18 protein-coding genes are annotated in these 18,151 nt (G+C 72.5%); 6 read left to right on the top strand and 12 right to left on the bottom strand.

All coding sequences use genetic code 11. The features are described 5' to 3' along the window. Window positions 1-43 precede the first annotated feature (43 nt). Window positions 44-937, bottom strand: a complete 894-nt coding sequence (locus AC07FY_RS01575) for an SGNH/GDSL hydrolase family protein (protein WP_478999037.1) — start codon at window positions 935-937, stop codon at window positions 44-46. A gap of 249 nt (window positions 938-1,186) precedes the next feature. On the opposite strand from AC07FY_RS01575, the gene AC07FY_RS01580 reads away from it, so the two are divergent. Further along, window positions 1,187-1,681, top strand: a complete 495-nt coding sequence (locus tag AC07FY_RS01580; RefSeq protein WP_478999039.1) for a DUF3145 domain-containing protein — start codon at window positions 1,187-1,189, stop codon at window positions 1,679-1,681. Window positions 1,682-1,754: 73 nt separating this feature from the next. Here AC07FY_RS01580 and AC07FY_RS01585 read toward each other — a convergent pair whose 3' ends face one another. The 5 genes from AC07FY_RS01585 to AC07FY_RS01605 all read right to left on the bottom strand — a co-directional run bounded on the left by AC07FY_RS01585 (window position 1,755) and on the right by AC07FY_RS01605 (window position 6,664). After that, entirely contained in the window at window positions 1,755-3,032 is a 1,278-nt protein-coding gene (locus tag AC07FY_RS01585; protein ID WP_478999041.1) for a beta-ketoacyl-[acyl-carrier-protein] synthase family protein, read from the bottom strand. 79 nt (window positions 3,033-3,111) lie between these two features. Then, window positions 3,112-3,360, bottom strand: coding sequence for an acyl carrier protein (locus AC07FY_RS01590; protein ID WP_361760513.1), 249 nt, complete (start codon window positions 3,358-3,360; stop codon window positions 3,112-3,114). 55 nt (window positions 3,361-3,415) lie between these two features. Beyond that, window positions 3,416-4,420, bottom strand: coding sequence for a beta-ketoacyl-ACP synthase 3 (locus tag AC07FY_RS01595; protein ID WP_478999043.1), 1,005 nt, complete (start codon window positions 4,418-4,420; stop codon window positions 3,416-3,418). A gap of 19 nt (window positions 4,421-4,439) precedes the next feature. Next, window positions 4,440-5,357, bottom strand: a complete 918-nt coding sequence (locus tag AC07FY_RS01600) for an ACP S-malonyltransferase (protein ID WP_478999045.1) — start codon at window positions 5,355-5,357, stop codon at window positions 4,440-4,442. An 89-nt stretch (window positions 5,358-5,446) separates the two neighbouring features. After that, window positions 5,447-6,664, bottom strand: a complete 1,218-nt coding sequence (locus AC07FY_RS01605) for a PucR family transcriptional regulator (protein WP_478999047.1) — start codon at window positions 6,662-6,664, stop codon at window positions 5,447-5,449. A gap of 82 nt (window positions 6,665-6,746) precedes the next feature. Between AC07FY_RS01605 and AC07FY_RS01610 the strand changes: the two genes are divergently transcribed. After that, on the top strand, window positions 6,747-7,403 hold the full coding sequence (locus tag AC07FY_RS01610; protein WP_478999049.1) for a pirin family protein: 657 nt from the start codon (window positions 6,747-6,749) through the stop codon (window positions 7,401-7,403). Between the two features lie 11 nt (window positions 7,404-7,414). On the opposite strand, the gene AC07FY_RS01615 is transcribed toward AC07FY_RS01610, so the two are convergent. Beyond that, window positions 7,415-8,233 (bottom strand): serine hydrolase domain-containing protein, encoded by an 819-nt coding sequence (locus AC07FY_RS01615; protein WP_478999051.1) that lies wholly within the window; start codon window positions 8,231-8,233, stop codon window positions 7,415-7,417. A 52-nt stretch (window positions 8,234-8,285) separates the two neighbouring features. Between AC07FY_RS01615 and AC07FY_RS01620 the strand changes: the two genes are divergently transcribed. Then, window positions 8,286-8,678 carry a MerR family transcriptional regulator gene (locus tag AC07FY_RS01620; protein WP_478999053.1) on the top strand — a complete coding sequence of 131 codons (393 nt, stop codon included), beginning with the start codon at window positions 8,286-8,288 and terminating at the stop codon, window positions 8,676-8,678. Beyond that, a complete protein-coding gene (locus AC07FY_RS01625; protein WP_478999054.1) occupies window positions 8,675-9,724 on the top strand; it encodes an aldo/keto reductase in 1,050 nt (349 codons plus the stop codon). The genes AC07FY_RS01620 and AC07FY_RS01625 overlap by 4 nt, the downstream gene beginning before the upstream one ends. Window positions 9,725-9,787: 63 nt before the next feature. On the opposite strand, the gene AC07FY_RS01630 is transcribed toward AC07FY_RS01625, so the two are convergent. From AC07FY_RS01630 to AC07FY_RS01640, 3 genes are all read right to left on the bottom strand, one after another. Then, window positions 9,788-10,642 carry a DUF4429 domain-containing protein gene (locus AC07FY_RS01630; protein ID WP_478999056.1) on the bottom strand — a complete coding sequence of 285 codons (855 nt, stop codon included), beginning with the start codon at window positions 10,640-10,642 and terminating at the stop codon, window positions 9,788-9,790. Between the two features lie 75 nt (window positions 10,643-10,717). Beyond that, entirely contained in the window at window positions 10,718-11,947 is a 1,230-nt protein-coding gene (locus AC07FY_RS01635; protein WP_478999815.1) for an alpha/beta hydrolase, read from the bottom strand. A 98-nt stretch (window positions 11,948-12,045) separates the two neighbouring features. Further along, window positions 12,046-12,741 carry a TetR/AcrR family transcriptional regulator gene (locus AC07FY_RS01640; RefSeq protein WP_478999058.1) on the bottom strand — a complete coding sequence of 232 codons (696 nt, stop codon included), beginning with the start codon at window positions 12,739-12,741 and terminating at the stop codon, window positions 12,046-12,048. Between the two features lie 389 nt (window positions 12,742-13,130). Here AC07FY_RS01640 and AC07FY_RS01645 point away from each other — a divergent pair, with 389 nt between their 5' ends. Further along, window positions 13,131-13,511, top strand: a complete 381-nt coding sequence (locus AC07FY_RS01645; RefSeq protein WP_478999060.1) for a peptidase inhibitor family I36 protein — start codon at window positions 13,131-13,133, stop codon at window positions 13,509-13,511. Here AC07FY_RS01645 and AC07FY_RS01650 read toward each other — a convergent pair. After that, window positions 13,492-14,301 (bottom strand): potassium channel family protein, encoded by an 810-nt coding sequence (locus AC07FY_RS01650; RefSeq protein ID WP_478999062.1) that lies wholly within the window; start codon window positions 14,299-14,301, stop codon window positions 13,492-13,494. The two genes, AC07FY_RS01645 and AC07FY_RS01650, sit on opposite strands and share 20 nt — an antisense overlap. A 93-nt stretch (window positions 14,302-14,394) precedes the next feature. Further along, window positions 14,395-17,127: a pyruvate dehydrogenase (acetyl-transferring), homodimeric type gene (aceE, locus tag AC07FY_RS01655; RefSeq protein ID WP_478999064.1), complete on the bottom strand. Its 2,733-nt coding sequence runs from the start codon at window positions 17,125-17,127 to the stop codon at window positions 14,395-14,397. Between the two features lie 458 nt (window positions 17,128-17,585). Here aceE and AC07FY_RS01660 point away from each other — a divergent pair, with 458 nt between their 5' ends. After that, window positions 17,586-18,017 carry a DUF3052 family protein gene (locus AC07FY_RS01660; RefSeq protein ID WP_478999066.1) on the top strand — a complete coding sequence of 144 codons (432 nt, stop codon included), beginning with the start codon at window positions 17,586-17,588 and terminating at the stop codon, window positions 18,015-18,017. Window positions 18,018-18,151 lie beyond the last annotated feature (134 nt).

Here is an 18,151-nt window from a genome sequence, read left to right on the forward strand (position 1 = left end):
CGGTCCGGAGGCGGGCCCTGACTCCCGCCTCCGGACCACCGCGTCAACGTGGCGGCTGCGCCGCCGTCACCTGTCGGTGCGCCAGTTCCGCGAGCCGTGCCTGCCCCTCCCGGCCCGGATGGAACCAGTCCCAGCGGCTCAGCTGATCCGTCGAGAAGGGGTACTGGAAGACCGCGCCGCCGTCATAGCGGCACAGCTCGTCCTTCGCGCACACCTCGCGGAGCACCTCGTTGTACTCCACCACGCGCGCCCGGACCTGCTCCCGCCGGGTCGTGGCCCCCGGCCCCGCCGACAGCGGGTCGGCGAGCATCGACTGGCAGATGCCGAGGCTCCACACCCTGCGCACCATCGGGTCGTCCTTGCCCTGCTCCCACAGCCGCTGCAGGTCCGGCACGCTGGAGACGTAGACCTGGGTCTTGGGGGACGCGGCCCGCAGTTGCGCGAGGGCGGCCTCGAAACCGGCCCGGAAATCCGCCACCGGCGTCATCGACGAAGCCGTCGGCCGGCAGGCGTCGTTCGAGCCCACCATGACCGTGACCAGGTCGGGCCCGTAGGACGCCGCCTGCGACAGCTGCCCCGCCAGGTCCGCCATCCGCGACCCGGTCACCGCGAGGTTCCAGCTGCGGGCGGGTGCCTCGGCCTCCCCGATCAGCCGCGCGGCCAGGGAGCGGACCGCCGGGTCGTTCCCCGTGGCCCAGGAGACCTCCGGGCAGTCGGCGAGGACCGAACAGGCGTCGAACCCGCGGGTGATGGAGTCGCCGACGGCCGCGATCGAGGTGGGCGCCGTGTTCCAGCGCGGCGCGGCGTGCGCCCCCCGCCCGGCCTCGTCCGAACCGCCCGGCCCGCACCCCGTCAGGGCCCCGGCCAGCACGACCGCCGCCGCTCCCGCGCCCGCGAGGGTCCGGCTCGCGCGGAGGCGCGGAGCGGTGGTGCGCATCGGTTGGTCTCCTCCTCGACACCCCCGTGCCGTCCGGGGGGTCCTGCTGAGTGAAAGCTCTGTGTTCACCGGCCTCTGAGAGACCGTACGTCACACCGAGACCCCTGACGCACGGTAGCTTTTTCCCGTGGCGTTTCGGCCGCAGGTCCCGTGGCGCAATGTCAGAAAATTTCCGTTACATTACATCACGTCACATACTGTCCGTTTTCTGGAGTTTATTCCCGACCTCGTCCCACACTGGAGGTCCCGGTGACGACACGTGGAGTTCTGTACGTGCATTCCGCACCGCGCGCGCTCTGCCCGCACGTGGAATGGGCTGTTGCGGGCGTGCTCGGGGTGCGGGTGAACCTCGACTGGATCAGGCAGCCCGCCTCCCCCGGCACCTGGAGAGCCGAGTTCTCCTGGCAGGCCGAGGCGGGCACCGCCTCGAAGCTCGCCTCCGCACTGCGCGGCTGGCACCTGCTGCGCTTCGAGGTGACCGCGGAACCCTGTCCGACCGCCGAGGGCGAGCGCTACAGCTCCACCCCGGAGCTCGGCATCTTCCACGCCGTCACCGGCCTGCACGGCGACATCCTGATTCCCGAGGACCGGCTGCGCGCCGCCCTCGCCCGCTCCGGCCGGGGCGAGACGGACCTGGAGGCGGAGATCGCCAAGCTTCTCGGCAAACCCTGGGACGACGAGCTGGAGCCCTTCCGCCACGCGGGCGAGGGCGCGCCGGTGCGCTGGCTCCACCAGGTCGTCTGAAGCCCGCGAGAAGGGGCCCGGACCGGCAACTGCCGGTCCGGGCCCCTTCTCGCGTACGGGGGCAGACGGACGGTCAGACGGACCGGAACGCGAGGCTCACGTTGTGGCCGCCGAAGCCGAAGGAGTTGTTGATCGCGGAGATGGGGCCGTCGGCCGGCAGCTTGCGCGGCTCGTCGCGCACGATGTCCGCGTCGATGTCGTCGTCCAGCTCGTCGACGTTGATCGTCGGCGGGGCCTGCCGGTTGTACAGCGCCAGCACGGTCGCGACGGTCTCGATGCCGCCCGCACCGCCCAGCAGGTGGCCGGTCATCGACTTGGTCGCGGAGATCGCGATGTGGTCGAGGTCATCGCCCAGCACCTTGCGCAGGGCCTTCAGCTCGGCCGTGTCACCCTGCGGGGTGGACGTGGCGTGCGCGTTCAGGTGCACCAGCTCGGCCGGGTCCAGGCCGGTGTTGTCGAGCAGGTTCTGCACCGCGGCCGCGACACCGCGGCCGGTCGGCTCCGGCTGCGCGATGTGGTGGCTGTCCGCGGACAGGCCCTGGCCCAGCACCTCGCAGTAGACCCGGGCGCCGCGCGCGGCGGCGTGCTCGGCGGACTCCAGGACGACGACGCCGGCGCCCTCGCCCAGGACGAAGCCGTCCCGGCCCTTGTCGTAGGGGCGCGAGGCCCGCTCGGGGTTCTCGTTGTTCTTGGACATCGCCATCATGTTGGCGAACGCGGCGATCGGCAGCGGGTGGATCGCCGCCTCGGTGCCGCCGGCGACGACCACGTCGGCGCGGCCGGTGCGGATCATCTCGACGGCGTAGCCGATGGCCTCGGCGCCGGACGCGCAGGCGCTGACCGGAGTGTGCACGCCCGCCTGGGCGTTGACCTCCAGGCCGACGTTGGCGGACGGGCCGTTCGGCATGAGCATCGGGACGGTGTGCGGGGAGACCCGGCGCACACCCTTCTCCTTCAGCACGTCGTACTGGTCGAGCAGGGTCGTCACGCCGCCGATGCCGGAGGCGATCACGGTGCCCAGGCGCTCGGGGGCGATGGACGCGCCCGTCGTCGTCTCCGCGCCGGCCGGGTCGGCGTAGCCGGCGTCGGCCCACGCCTCGCGGGCGGCGATGACGGCGAACTGCGCCGAGCGGTCGAGCTTGCGGGCCAGTGGCCGGGGCAGGACCTCGCTCGGGTCCACGGCGGCGGCTGCGGCGATGCGGACCGGGAGTTCGGCGAAGCGCTCGCCCTCCAGGGGCTTGACGCCGGAACGGCCGGCGAGCAGACCTTCCCAGGTCGAAGCGCTGTCGCCACCCAGCGGAGTGGTTGCGCCGATACCGGTGACGACCACGGTGCGATTGGTCGGGCTCACAGGAATTCTTTCTCCACGTCTCAGGGGGTGCTGAATTGTCACGGCGCCACCGCGGGGTGGCGACAAACGCTCGTCAGGCTCAGGCCTGGTGGTTCAGGATGTAGTCCGCGGCGTCGCCGACCGTCTTGAGGTTCTTGACGTCCTCGTCCGGGATCTTGACGTCGAAGCGCTCTTCGGCGGCGACGACGACCTCGACCATGGAGAGGGAGTCGACGTCGAGGTCGTCGGTGAACGACTTGTCCGTCTGGACGTCCTCGACGGGGATGCCGGCGATCTCGTTGACGATCTCGGCGAGACCGGCGACGATCTCTTCCTGGGTGGCGGCCATGTGGCGCTCCTTCTCTGGGTAACTGGGTATTCGGTCCGGATGCTGGATCCGGACCCTAGGGGAGGGTAACGACCGTCGCGGCGTAGACGAGTCCCGCCCCGAAGCCGATGACGAGCGCGGTGTCGCCGCTCTTCGCCGCTCCGGTCGCCAGGAGCCGCTCCATAGCGAGCGGGATCGAGGCGGCCGAGGTGTTGCCGGTGGTCTCCACGTCACGGGCGACCGTGACGTGCTCCGGCAGCTTCAGAGTCTTCACCATCGAGTCGATGATCCGCATGTTTGCCTGGTGCGGAATGAAGACGTCCAGGTCGTCGGCGGTGATCCCGGCGGCGTCGAGCGCCTGCTGGGCCACCTTGGCCATCTCGAAGACGGCCCAGCGGAAGACCGCCTGGCCCTCCTGCGTGATGGCCGGGAACTTCTCGGCGCTGTCCTTGCTGCGGAACTCGTCCCACGGCACGGTCTGCTTGATGGTCTCGGACTTGTCGCCCTCCGAACCCCACACCGTGGGTCCGATGGCCGGTTCCTTGGAGGGGCCCACGACCACGGCGCCGGCGCCGTCACCGAACAGGAAGGCCGTCGCGCGGTCCTCCAGGTCGGTCAGGTCCGAGAGCCGTTCCACGCCGATGACGAGCACGTACTCGGCGGAACCCTCCACCACCATGCCCTTGGCCAGCGTCAGGCCGTAGCCGAAGCCGGCGCAGCCCGCGGAGATGTCGAAGGCGGCGGGCTTGACCGCGCCGATCCGGTGCGCGATCTCCGTCGCCACGGCCGGGGTCTGCTTGAAGTGCGAGACCGTCGAGACGATCACGGCACCGATCTGCTCCGGGGCGACGCCGGCGTCGGCCAGCGCCTTTCCGGAGGCCTCGACCGACATCGCGGCGACGGTCTCCTGGGGCGAGGCCCAGTGCCGGGTGGCGATGCCGGAACGCGAGCGGATCCACTCGTCGGACGAGTCGATCGTCTCGAGGATGACCTCGTTGGGCACCACACGGACGGGGCGGTAGCCGCCCACGCCGAGGATGCGGGCGTACGGGGAGCCCTTGGCCGGCTTGATCTTGGACATGCTGTGTGGGCTCCTTCTCTCAGGCCGTCTGCTCGGCGATGAGCGCCGCGGCCTTGTCGAGATCGTCCGGGGTCTTCAGCGCCACGTTCGGTACGCCCTTCAGCGCGCGCTTGGCCAGACCCGTCAGGGTGCCGCCGGGGCAGAGCTCGATGATCCCCGTGACGCCCAGCTCGGCGAACCTCTCCATGCACAGGTCCCAGCGGACCGGGTTGGCGACCTGGCCGACCAGGCGGGCGAGGACGTCGGCGCCCGTGGCGACGACGAGGCCGTCCCTGTTCGAGACGTACTTCAGGGCCGGGTCCGCCGGGGAGAGGGCCGTGGCGGCCTTCTGCAGCGTGGCGACCGCCGGGGCCATGTGGTGCGTGTGGAAGGCGCCCGCGACCTTGAGGGCGACGACCTTGGTGGAACCTTCGGGCTTCTCGGCGACCAGAGCGGCGATCTGCTCCGCGGTGCCGGCGGCCACGATCTGGCCCGCGCCGTTGATGTTGGCCGGGGTCAGGCCCATCGCCTCCAGGTGCGCGACCACCACGTCGCGGTCACCGCCGAGGACCGCGGCCATGCCGGTCCGCGTGACGGCGGCGGCGTCGGCCATCGCCAGGCCGCGGGTGCGCACGAGCGACAGCGCGTCGGCGTCGGAGACGACACCGGCGTACGCCGCGGCGGTGAACTCACCGACGCTGTGGCCCGCGACGGCGCCGAACACGGAGGACGGCCCCAGCGCGTCGGCGGACAGCAGGCCCGCGGCCACCAGCAGCGGCTGCGCCACGGCGGTGTCGAGGATCTCCTCCGCGTCGGCCTTGGTGCCGTAGTGGGCGAGGTCGAGCCCGATGGCGTCCGACCAGGCGGCGACGCGGTCAGCGGCGCCGGGCAGGTCGAGCCAGGGAGTCAGGAAGCCGGGCGTCTGAGCGCCTTGGCCGGGAGCGACGAGTACGAGCACCCTCACACTCTCTCTTGTGGATGGTCCCTGCCGCCCGTGGGGACAGGGACCAAGAACCGTCGGGGTAATTGTTGATGTCCGACAAAAGTCTAGGACTGGGGATCGCCGTCGGCCAGACGCCCCAGAATCAGGGCGATCCGCAGCGTGAACGCCGAGCGGACATCCGAAGGAGACCATCCGGTGACGTCGGTCACACGTCGCAGCCGGTAGCGCACCGTGTTCGGGTGCACGAACAGCATGCGGGCCGCGCCCTCAAGACTGCTCGCCTGCTCCAGATAAACACTCAGCGTCTCCAGCAGCGCCGAGCCCGCCTCTTCCAGCGGTCTGTAGATCTCCTCCACCAACTGCTCCCGTGCAGCGGGATCCGAGGCGATCGCCCGCTCCGGCAGCAGATCGTCCGCCAGAACCGGGCGCGGAGCATCCTGCCACGCCGTACAGGCCTTCAAGCCGGCCGCCGCGGCCTGCGCCGACTTCGTCGCGTTCAGCAGGTCGGACACCACCGGGCCGGCCACCACCGGACCCGCCGCGAACGGCCCGATCAGCGACTTCGCCACCCGCATCGGGTTGTCGCTGCCGCCCGCGATGACGACCAGGCGGTCACCGAGCACCCCCGTCAGGACCTGGAGTTTGTGGTGGCGGGCCGCGCGCCGGATCGCCTCGACCGTCAGCTCGCTGTCCCCCTCCGGCGCCGTGCCGAGCACCACGCACACGTGCTCGGGCGAGTTCCAGCCCAGCGCCGCGGCCCGGGAGAGCGCGCCCTCGTCGGCCTCGCCGGACAGCACCGCGTTGACGACCAGCGACTCCAGGCGCGCGTCCCATGCCCCGCGGGCCTCGGCGGCCTGCGCGTACACCTGGGCCGTCGCGAAGGCGATCTCCCGCGCGTACACGAGCAGCGCCTCGCGCAGGATCTGCTCGTCGCCCGGGGCCGCCACCTCCTCGATCGCGGTCTCCATGACCTCGATCGTGGTGCGGACCATCTCGACGGTCTGGCGCAGGGTGATCGCCCGGGTCAGCTCGCGCGGAGCCGTCCCGAACACGTCCGTGGAGATCGCCTGCGGGGTCTCGGGGTGCCGGAACCACTCCGTGAACGCGGCGATGCCGGCCTGGGCGACCAGGCCGATCCACGACCGGTTCTCCGGGGGCATCGCCCGGTACCACGGCAGGGTCTCGTCCATGCGCGCGATCGCGTTCGCGGCGAGCCGGCCGGAGGACTTCTCCAGTCGGCGCAGCGTCGCGGTGTGCGGATGCGCGGGAGCGGGATGCGCGGTCTGTGTGGCGGGGGAATGCTCACGTTCGGGTTGGGGCACGGGACAAGACTGCCTTATCGGCACGGCCGCGCGGAGTCCGGTCCCCGCGCCCGGCCCCTGCCCGGCGGCTACGGTGGCCCCCATGATTGATGTACGCCGCGGCGCCGACCGGTACGAGGGCGGGGATCCGGCGGCCGGGATCACCACCCGGCACGCCTTCTCCTTCGGGCCCCACTACGACCCGGACAACCTGCGCTTCGGCACGGTCCTGGCCTGCAACGAGGAGACCCTCGCCCCGGGCGCCGGATTCGACGAGCACCCGCACAGCCACACCGAGATCGTCACCTGGGTGGTCGAGGGCGAGCTCACCCACCGCGACGACACCGGCGAGGAGGGCGTGGTCCGGCCCGGCGACGTGCAGCGGCTCAGCGCCGGATCCGGCGCCCGGCACGTGGAACGCAACGACGGCACGGCCCGGCTGCGCTTCGTGCAGACCTGGCTCGCGCCGCTCGCCGCGGGCGGCGAACCCGCGTACGAGGTGGTCAGGGGCATCGGCGACGGCACGCCCTACGAGGTCCCGGGGGCGGGAGCCGTGCTCCACGTGCGCCGGCCGGGCGCGGGCGAGCGGGTCACCGTACCGGCGGCGGAGCACGTCTACCTGCACGTCGTGCGCGGGGATCTGCGCCTGGACGGCGAGGAGCTCGGTCCGGGTGACGCGGCCCGGATCACGGGCGAGAAGGGACTGGAGATCGTCGCCGGTTCCCCCGGAGAGCTGCTCATCTGGGAACTGCCGGCCTGACCGGCAGCCGGTCAGCCGGCGCGGAGCTCGGCGAGGACCGCGTCGGTGAACGGCGTCCACGCCTCCACCGCCCACGGCCCGAACGCCCGGTCCGTCAGCGCCACGCACGCGGCGCGGGCGTCGGGGTCCACCCACAGGAAGGTGCCGGCCTGCCCGAAGTGGCCGAAGGTGCGCGGGGAGGAGGAGGTTCCCGTCCAGTGCGGGGACTTGCCGTCGCGGATCTCCAGGCCCAGACCCCAGTCGTTGGGCGACTGGTGCCCGTAGCCCGGCAGGACGCCCTTGAGGCCGGGGTGCACGACGGAGGTGGCCTCCGCGACCGTGCGCACGTCGAGCAGGCGGGGCGCCTGGAGCTCGGCGGCGAACCGTACGAGGTCGGCGACGGTCGAGACGCCGTCCTTGGCCGGCGAGCCCTCGAGGGTGGTCGAGGTCATCCCCAGCGGCTCGCACACCGCCTGGTGCAGGTACTGGGCGAACGGAATGCCGGTGGCCTTGGCGATGTGGTCGCCGAGCACCTCGAAACCGGCGTTCGAGTACAGCCGGCGCTGCCCGGCCGGCGCGCTCACCCGGTGCTCGTCGAAGGCCAGCCCGCTGGTGTGCGCCAGCAGGTGGCGGACCGTGGAACCCTCCGGCCCGGCCGGCTCGTCCAGCTCGATCGCCCCCTCCTCGTACGCGACGAGGGCCGCGTACGCGGCGAGCGGCTTGGTGACCGAGGCCAGTGCGAAACGGTGGTCGACGGGTCCGTGGGAGCCGGCCAGGGCGCCGTCGGCGCGTACGACGGCCGCGGCGGCCGTCGGCACCGGCCAGTTCTCGATGATCCGCAAGCTCTGCATGGCGTTGAGCCTACTTGCTTGGAGTGCGCTCAAGGGTTTTAGCGTGTGGCCCATGAGCCTGACGCAGACGCGGTACACGATCAGCGAGGTCGAGGCCCGGACCGGTCTGACCCAGCACACGCTGCGCTGGTACGAGCGGATCGGCCTGATGCCGCACGTGGACCGCTCCCACTCGGGGCAGCGGCGCTTCAGCGAGCAGGACCTCGACTGGCTGGCCTTCGTGGGCAAGCTGCGCGCCACCGGGATGTCGGTGGCGGACATGGTCCGCTACGCGGAACTGGTCCGCGAGGGCGAGCACACCCGCGACGACCGCCGCGAACTGCTGGAGGCCACGCGGCGCGACGTACGGGCGCGGATCTCGGAGCTGACGGACGCGCTCGCCGTGCTGGACTACAAGATCGATCTTTATGCGATGAACACGGTCGCGGGGAAGGGCAGGACATGACAGCCACGACAACCGTCCGGGAATACGACGGCACACCCGTCGAGCAGGTCGAACTCGGCAAGGGCGGCCCGCTGGTCGGCGTCCAGGGCCTGGGGTGCATGGGCATCAGCGAGTTCTACGGGGACACCGACGAGGCGGCGGCCCGGGGGACCCTGGACGCGGCGCTGGCCGCCGGGGTCACCCTCTTCGACACCGCCGACACCTACGGGCTGGGGCGCAACGAGGAGTTCCTCGCCCCCTTCGTGGCCGCGCACCGCGACGAGATCACCCTGGCGACGAAGTTCGCCGTGGAGCGCAACGAGGACCCGCACTACCGGGGCGTGCGCAACGACCCCGCCCACATCCGGCAGGCGGTCGAGGGCAGCCTGCGCCGGCTCGGCACAGAGGTCATCGACCTGTACTACATGCACCGCCGCGACCCGGCCGTGCCCCTCGCGGAGTCGGTGGGCACCATGGCGGAGCTGGTGCGCGAGGGCAAGGTGCGCCACCTCGGGCTCAGCGAGGTCACCGGCGCGGAACTGCGCGAGGCGCACGCCGTGCACCCCATCACCGCGCTGCAGTCGGAGTGGTCGCTGTTCAGCCGGGACGTGGAGCGCAGCGCGGTGGGCGCGGCGGCCGAGCTGGGCGTGGCCTTCGTGCCGTACTCCCCGCTGGGCCGGGGCTTCCTGGCGGGGGCCTTCACCGACGCCGGGGCGGACCTCGCCTCCGGGGACTTCCGCCGTCACCAGCCGCGGTTCACCGGCGAGAACGCGAAGGCGAACGCGGCGCTGCTGGCACCGGTGCGGGAGGTCGCCGCGGCGCACGGGGCGAGCCCGGCGCAGATCGCCCTGGCCTGGGTGCACCAGCGGGCGCGGGTGCACGGCCTGGCCGTCGTCCCGATCCCGGGCACGCGCAGGGCGGCGCGGCTGCGGGAGAACGCGGCGGCGACGCGGATCACCCTGACGGCGGCCGAGCTGGCGCTGCTGGAGCCGATCGCGTCCCGGGTGGCGGGGGACCGGTACCCGGACATGACCTTCACCTCGGCGTCCCGCGAGGCGGAGGTCTGAGGATCCGGGCGGGGAACGCGGCGGCGAGGGACCGCCCGGTGAGTGCGGCCCCGCCCCCGCCCCTCAGGGCCTGCCCGCGGTGAACCGGTCCCGCAGCGTCACGTACTCCGCGTCCGTCAGCAGGCCGGCGGAGTGCAGCTCGCTCAGGTGCTCCAGCCGGTCGCCGGCGGGCCGGGACGCGGGCAGGGCGGCGACGGGCGTGCGGCCGCGCAGGGCGGCGAGCACGGCCGCGGCGAACGGCAGCGACTCGTGCACCGAGCCGTAGCCGAGCGCGAAGACGGCCGTCGCGAGGTCGTGGCTGGGACGGGGATCGGCCCCGGTGCCCCGGGGCTCGCGCGGCAGCAGCCGCAGGTGGCCGCCGGGGCCGTCCGGGGAGCTCCACTCCACGCCGGCGAGGTCGGCCAGCGGGTAACACTGGTCGCCCGCCTTCCACTTGGTGCTGGTGGCGCCCGTCCGCGACCAGTGGAAGGTGACGGCCGAGCCGTCGAAGGCCACGCGGGCGTCGTACGCCTTCAGCTGGAGCGGCGGCGGCGGGACGTCGACCAGGAAGTGCTCGCAGGGTTCGGCGGCCCGCGGGCCGAGCCGGGAGCGCAGCGTCTCGGCGAAGACCTCCGCGTCCGGCGCCCGACCGGCCGGCAGCACCAGCCGGTAGGGGTCGCAGACCTCCTTCAGCTGCCCGGCGGCGGCCTCCACCAGCGGATCGGCGCCCGGCCGCGGAACGGCACGCACCACCACCGTGTCCCGCTTGCCCGCGGTCACGGTCACCTCGGACACCGCTTCCAGGGGGATCCGGCGCGCGCCCAGGGCGTGCAGGAGTCTCGGCTGTCTCGGCGTGCGTATCCCCCGTGCGAAGCGGATGAGCACCGAGTCCGAGTCGAACTCCCAGACGGCATGGTTTCCGGCCAGTACGTCACCCATGCGGCACATGGTAGAGGGCGGGCCCCTCGCGCGTCCCCCTCGGCGCGGGCCCCACTTTTCGGGCCTCTACGCGCGTCAGGCGCTCTCCGCGCCGCTCAGGCCGTCCCGGCAGGCATCGTCCCCGGTCGCGCACATGACGGAACCGAATGCGCCGGTTCCGATTTTGGCGAAGTTGTCCACCGAATCGGTCCCTGGCTCGAAATAGCCGGTGTGGGCCCGGGCGGTCGCCGAGGACAGCAGCCGCGCACCGAACTCCGCCGAGACCGGGTCGGCTCCGTGGCCCAGCCCGCCGAACTCCAGGTGCGGCACGTCCGCGATCCAGTCGCCCTCGTCCCGGGTCGCCCAGACACGGGCGGAGGTGCGCAGCCCGGCGACGTTCTGCGCGCGCATCCCGGGGCTGCCCGCCACCACCACGTCCGTCACCCGGCGCGGCAGTTCGTGGGCCGCGACCCCGCACACCACCGATCCGTAGCTGTGGCAGAACAGCGCCACCGTGGAGTGCCCGGGCAGCGCGGTGGTCAGCGACTTCAGCCGGACGGCGCCGACGAAGGCCATGCGGCCGGTGGCGGCGTCCACGCCGACCCCGGCGGGCGCGCTGTACCCGGCCCAGGCGATGACCGCGGTCCGCCCGGCCGGGGCGGTCGCGCGCTGGGCGTCGTACAGGGACCGGGCCATGCCGGCCGGTGCGCTGAACCGGCGCTGCGTCCGCTCGAAGGTGACCGCGTCGGTGTCGACGCCGGGGACGACCACCGAGACCCGGCGGGCCCGGTCCAGGTCCCCGAAGACCTCGGCGACGAGGCCGCCGCCCGTGGGGTCGAAGGCGAGGATCTGCCGCCCCGGCTCCGCGAGCGAGGCGAAGCGGTGGGCGCGGCGGGCGGCCGCGACCCGGTCGGCCGGGGCCAGCGCCACGTCGCGGCTGCGGGACTCCTCGACCCGGCCGGCCTGCTCCAGGCCGCGCCGGTTGGCGCGGTAGCGCGTGGTGGCGGGGGCCCCGTCGAGGTTCCCCACGACCAGCGGGTAGCCGTCGGCGAGCCGGGCCCGCTGGGCTCCGTCGAGCCCGCCGAAGAAACGGGCCACCGTCGCCGCGGGGGCGTCCGCGGGCGGCACCGGCCGGCCGCCGATACGGGCGCCGGCCCAGGCGGCCAGGGCCGCGGCGCGCAGCGGCGTACCGCCTTCGGGGCGGTGCACGGCCGTCCAGCCGGTCGTCGCCAGCATGATGAAGACCACCGCGAGCACGAGCAGGGTGCGCAGGGCGGCGGGGCGCGCGTCGGCGCCGGGGGCGGTGGGGAGGGCGAGGCCGGGCAGGTTCACTAGGGACCAGCGTAGGAGACCGTTTCCGGCCGGGGCGCGCCGGGTGACGGGTCTCACGGCCGAACGGGGACGGTCACACGGCGAGTTGCCGATCAGCGGCCGGCCGGCCCGGCCGTGCACCGGGTGGGCGCGTCGCGCCAGTCGGCGGCCACCGCCGGGCGGATCTGGTCCAGGTAGACCTCGGTCATCCGCCGGATCGAGGCCACGCCGGTGTCCTCCCCCTGCCCCCACAGCCGCCCCGTGACCCGCATCACGCCGCAGAACGCGGCGGCCGCGACGCGCGGGCGCGGATCCGCGTCCACGTCCAGGCCCTCCCGGGCGGCCAGCAGCCGGGAGATCCGCTCCTCCAGAGCCGTGGACCGGCGCAGGTGCACGGCGAGCAGGGCCGGGGTGCGCTCGATCAGCCGGCAGCCGCGCATGTACAGCTCGACGGGCACCACCCCGCCCAGGGCCTCGTCGAGGGTGTCCCAGGTTGCGAGCACCGCACCGCGCAGCGCTTCGAGCGGGCCCTCCGCGCCCGGCCGGGCCTTCAGGGCGGCGAGGAAGCGCGCCTCGACCAGGTCCTGCACGGCGAAGGCGACCTCCTCCTTGTTCGCGAAGTACCGGAAGAAGGTCCGCTGCGAGACGTGCACCGTGCCGGCGATCTCCTCGACGGTGGTGCGCTCGTACCCCTGGGAGACGAAGAGCAGCAGGGCGGCGCGCAGCAGCGCGTCCCGAGTGCGCCGCTTCTTGCGCTCGCGCAGTCCCCCCGCCGGTCGGGCCGGTGCCGTCCGCTCGTAGGTCCTCACCGCGGGGCTCCTCTCTGACGCCGGGTGGGCGGTCAGGCTACCGGTGACCTCGCCAGCGCAGGCCGTCCCGTTGCGCCGTTGGTGAAGGGGCGGCAACCCGTTCGGGGACGGCCGGCTCGCGGTGCGGTCCCTTTGGCAGCGGGGGCGGGGCCGGCCGGCAGCGCGGCGCGGTCCGGCGGGCGCCGGGGGAGCGGGCCCGGCGGCGGTCTCGCGGAGGCGTCAACTCCGTGCGCACCCGGGCCCCCCGGACGGTTCCGGCCGGGCCGTCGCCTATCAGGGTGGACCCGGCCGAGCCCCCTTCCGCCCGGGTGTCCGCGCAGGTCAGCGTGGTGTCGGCGAAGCCCCGGAAACGGTCCGGGCGCCGCCCGTCCACAAGGAGTCGATCCGTCATGCGTACGTGGAGCACCCCTCTCGCCGCTTTCGCCCTCGCCCTGACCGCCCTCATCCCGAGCACGGCCGGCTCCGCGCACGCCGCGGGCCGGGCGGCGCTCGGGACATGCGCCACGGGCCAGCTGTGCCTGTGGGCGAAACCCGAGTTCAAAGGAACCCGGCAGACCCATGAACTGAGCACCCTGGAGATCGACAGCTGCACCGCGCTGCCCGCCGGGACCAGCGCGCAGTCGCTCGCCAACCGCACCGGGCGCCCGGTGACCACCTACCAGTCGGCCGTGTGCGCGGAGACCGGCGAGTTCCAGACCTACCCGGGCGACGGGGTCTGGCTCCCGCTGTCCCCCTACCAGGTCAGGGCGTTCAAGGTGTGGGAGAGCTAGCGCCGAGACCGGCCGGGGGACCCGTCGGCGCCTCGCGCGGCGCCGGGGCCGCCGGCCGCCCGGCCTGCGGACCGCCCAGCCGGGACACCTCCGCGCGCAGCGCCCGCACCTCCGCGTGGAGCTCCTCGATGGCCGCCAGCTGCAGCCGCTCCACCCGGTCGTCCCGCTCGAACCGGGCGATGAACCAGGCGGCGATGTTCGCCGTCACCACACCGAGCAGGGCGATCCCCGACAGCATCAGCCCGACGGCCAGGACGCGGCCGAGGCCCGTGGTGGGGGAGTGGTCGCCGTACCCGACCGTCGTCATCGTGGTGAAAGACCACCACACCGCGTCGCCCAGGTTCCTGATGTTGCCCTCGGGAGCGTCCCGCTCCACGCTCAGCACCGCCAGCGAGCCGAACATCAGCAGCCCCACGACGGCGCCGGCGACATAGGTCGTCAGCCGGATCTGCGGAGCCATCCGGGCCCGCCGGCCCACCAGCAGCAGCGTCGAGACGAGCCGCAGCAGCCGCAGCGGCTGCACCATCGGTAGCACCACCGCGCACAGGTCCAGCCAGTGCGTCCGCACGAAGTGCCGGCGGTCCGCGGCGAGGCCGAGCCGCGCCAGGTAGTCGAGGGCGAACGCCGCCCACACCACCCACTCCGCGTAGGTGCACGCCCGGTGCACCCACGGACGCGCGTCGGGCACGACGATCGGCACGGCGTACGCGACGGCGAAGCACACGGCGAGCACCAGCAGCGGAGCCTGGGTGCGGCGCTCCCAGCGCGCCTGGGAGGTGGGTTCCTTCATGCCGAGCATCGTAAGGAACGCGACGGAGCGCGGGCGCCGCCCCGGCTCAGCCGGACCGGCACCCGCGCTCCCGGCGCCCCGGTGCGACGGCGCCTACGCGTCGCCGCCGGCCGCGCCCGGGTCCGCCGCCGTGACGTCCAGCAGCTGGTAGCGGTCCACGGCCTGCTTCAGCACCGAACGGTCCAGCTGACCCGCCTTGGCCAGCTCGGTGAGCGTCGCCAGCACCACCGACTGGGCGTCGATGTGGAAGAAGCGCCGGGCCGCGCCGCGGGTGTCCGCGAAACCGAAGCCGTCCGCACCCAGCGAGGTGTAGGGGCCGGGCACCCAGCGCGAGATCTGGTCCGGGACCGCCCGCATCCAGTCCGACACCGCCACGAAGGGGCCCTGCGCACCCGACAGCTTGCGCGTCACGTACGGGACGCGCTGCTCCTCCTCCGGGTGCAGCAGGTTGTGCTCCTCCACCTCCACGGCCTCGCGCCGCAGCTCGTTCCAGGAGGTCGCCGACCAGACGTCCGCCCGGACGTCCCACTCCTCGGCGAGGATCCGCTGCGCCTCCAGCGCCCACGGCACCGCCACGCCCGAGGCCATCAGCTGGGCCGGGATGGTGCCCGCGGTGCCCTGCGACACCCGGTGGACGCCCTGGAGGATCCCCTCCACGTCCACGTCCGCCGGCTCCGCCGGGTGCTGGATCGGCTCGTTGTAGACGGTCAGGTAGTAGAAGACGTCCTCGGAGTCCGGACCGTACATCCGCCGCAGACCGTCCTTGACGATGTGCGCGATCTCGTAGCCGTAGGCCGGGTCGTAGGCCACGCAGCCCGGGTTCGTCGACGCCAGCAGCTGGGAGTGGCCGTCGGCGTGCTGGAGGCCCTCACCCGTCAGGGTGGTCCGGCCGGCGGTCGCGCCCAGGACGAAACCGCGCGCCAGCTGGTCGGCCATCTGCCAGAACTGGTCGCCGGTCCGCTGGAAACCGAACATCGAGTAGAAGACGTAGACCGGGATCAGCGGCTCGCCGTGCGTGGCGTAGGCCGAACCCGCCGCGATCAGCGAGGCCGTGCAGCCCGCCTCCGAGATGCCGTCGTGCAGCATCTGGCCGGTCGGCGACTCCTTGTAGGCCAGCAGCAGCTCGCGGTCGACGGCCTCGTACTGCTGCCCCAGCGGGTTGTAGATCTTGGCGCTCGGGAAGAAGGCGTCCATGCCGAAGGTGCGGTACTCGTCCGGCGCGATCAGCACGAAGCGCCTGCCGATCTCCTTGTCCCGCATCAGGTCCTTCAGGATGCGGACGAAGGCCATCGTGGTGGCGATCGACTGCTGCCCCGAGCCCTTCCTGGCGGCCGCGTACGTCGCGTCGCCCGGCAGCTGCAGCGGCTTGGCGCGCACCACACGGGTCGGCACGTAGCCGCCCAGCGAGCTGCGCTGGTCGTGCATGTACTGGATCTCGGGCGAGTCGCGGCCCGGGTGGTAGTACGGCGGCGCGCCGTCCTCCAGCTGCCGGTCGGTGATCGGGATGTGCAGGCGGTCGCGGAAGCGCTTGAGGTCGTCGACCGTCAGCTTCTTCATCTGGTGCGTTGCGTTGCGGCCCTCGAAGTTCGGGCCCAGCGTCCAGCCCTTGACCGTCTGGGCCAGGATCACCGTCGGCTGGCCCTTGTGGGCCTTGGCCGCCGCGTACGCCGCGTACACCTTCTTGTGGTCGTGCCCGCCGCGGCCCAGGTGCTGGATCTGGTAGTCGGTCATGTTCTCGACCATCGCGCGCAGCCGCTGGTCGTCCCCGAAGAAGTGCTCGCGGATGTACGCGCCCGACTCGGTGGCGTACGTCTGGAACTGCCCGTCGGGGGTGGTGTTCATCTTGTTGACCAGGATGCCGTCGCGGTCCTGGGCCAGCAGCGGGTCCCAGGAGCGGTCCCAGATCAGCTTGATGACGTTCCAGCCGGCGCCGCGGAACTGCGACTCCAGCTCCTGGATGATCTTGCCGTTGCCGCGCACCGGCCCGTCGAGGCGCTGCAGGTTGCAGTTCACGACGAAGGTCAGGTTGTCCAGGCCCTCGCGAGCGGCGATCGACAGCTGGCCGAGCGACTCCGGCTCGTCCATCTCGCCGTCACCGAGATACGCCCAGACGTGGGACTTGGAGGTGTCCGCGATCCCGCGCGCCTCCATGTACCGGTTCATCCGGGCCTGGTAGATCGCCCCCAGCGGGCCCAGGCCCATCGAGACGGTCGGGAACTCCCAGAAGTCCGGCATGAGCCGGGGGTGCGGGTAGCTCGAAAGGCCGTACGGCGCCTTCGACTTCTCCTGCCGGAACGCGTCGAGCTGCTGCTCGGAGAGCCGGTCCAGGAGGTAGGCGCGCGCATAGATGCCGGGCGAGGCGTGGCCCTGGAAGAAGATCTGGTCGCCGCCGTCGCCCTCGTCCTTGCCCCGGAAGAAGTGGTTGAAGCCCACGTCGTAGAGGGAGGCGGAGGAGGCGAAGGTCGCGATGTGGCCGCCGACGCCGATGCCCGGGCGCTGGGCGCGCGAGACCATCACGGCCGCGTTCCACCGGGTGGCGTTGAGGACCTTGCGCTCGATCTCCTCGTTGCCGGGGAAGAACGGCTCGTCCCGGGTGGCGATCGTGTTGACGTAGTCCGTGCTGCGCATCTCGGGCACGGCCACGCGCTTCTCGCGAGCCCGCTCGATCAGCCGCAGCATCAGGTAACGGGCACGCTCACGGCCCCGCTCGTCGACCGCCGCGTCCAGCGAGTCGAGCCATTCCTGCGTCTCCTCCGGATCGAAGTCCGGGACCTGACTGGGCAGACCGCCAATGATGATCGGGTTGCGATCGGATGCGGAAACCACGCTGTTCCTTCGCTGTCGGGGGAGTCGTGCCTTGGGTTCGCCGCCTCCCATGGTCTTACGCTGGGCCGAAATCGTCATCTTTACCGCTGGGTAATCCCTGGAGGCGGCAGGAAGTCGGAACCGGCGATCAGAAGGCGGTCCGACCAAATCGCAACCTTACGCCCAAGCCGGTCGGCGCCGGCCGGCGAACCGGGCAGGACGTTCGTCCCTCAAACAGGTAGGAAAGTCCCGAGGCGTTGCCGATGATGCCGAATGACCCGCAATGGTGTGGGATGAATCACCAGAGCCCCGTACGGGAAGGCTGGAAGTTGCGGCGAGACGGCCGCAATCGTCACCGTTTCGACGGTCTCGGCGGCCGGGTACTTGCGCGATCCGCCGCGCCCGTGTGGACTACGTCCCATGCTGCGCGTACGCGCGCCGCCAGAAGACAATCACCGAACATGAGCAGGAGGCACCCCGTGAGCGCGACCGCGGACCACGCGGAGAACCTGGCCGCCCGGCTGGGTTTCCAGTCCGAACAGGTGGTCCAGGAGATCGGCTACGACGACGACGTCGATCAGGATTTCCGTGACGTCGTCGAGGACCTCGTCGGCGAGCTCGTCGACGAGGACTACGACGACGTCGCCGACGCCGTACTGCTGTGGTTCCGGGAGGACGACGACGCCGATCTGGCGGACGCCCTGGTCGATGCCACCGAGCTGATCGAGGACGGCGCACTGATCCTGCTGCTGACCCCCAAGACCGGCCGCCCCGGCTACGTCGAGGCCAGTGACATCAAGGAGGCCGCGGAGACCGCCGGGCTCTCGCTGGCCAAGGGGCTGCCCGTCGGCAAGGAGTGGGGCGCCACCAAGCTGGTGACGCCCAAGTCGGCCGTCAAGTCCAAGCGCTAAGCCGCGCCCTCCGCTTCCCGGCGGACACGTTTCGCACCCCGTCGCCCCCGGTCGGCGGGGTGTGTGCGTTCCCGGCCCCGCCCCGCCTAGGCTGTGCCTCACCCGAACGGCCCACCGGGGGCGATCCGGGGGAA

Source organism: Streptomyces sp. NPDC045967, assembly GCF_056430495.1.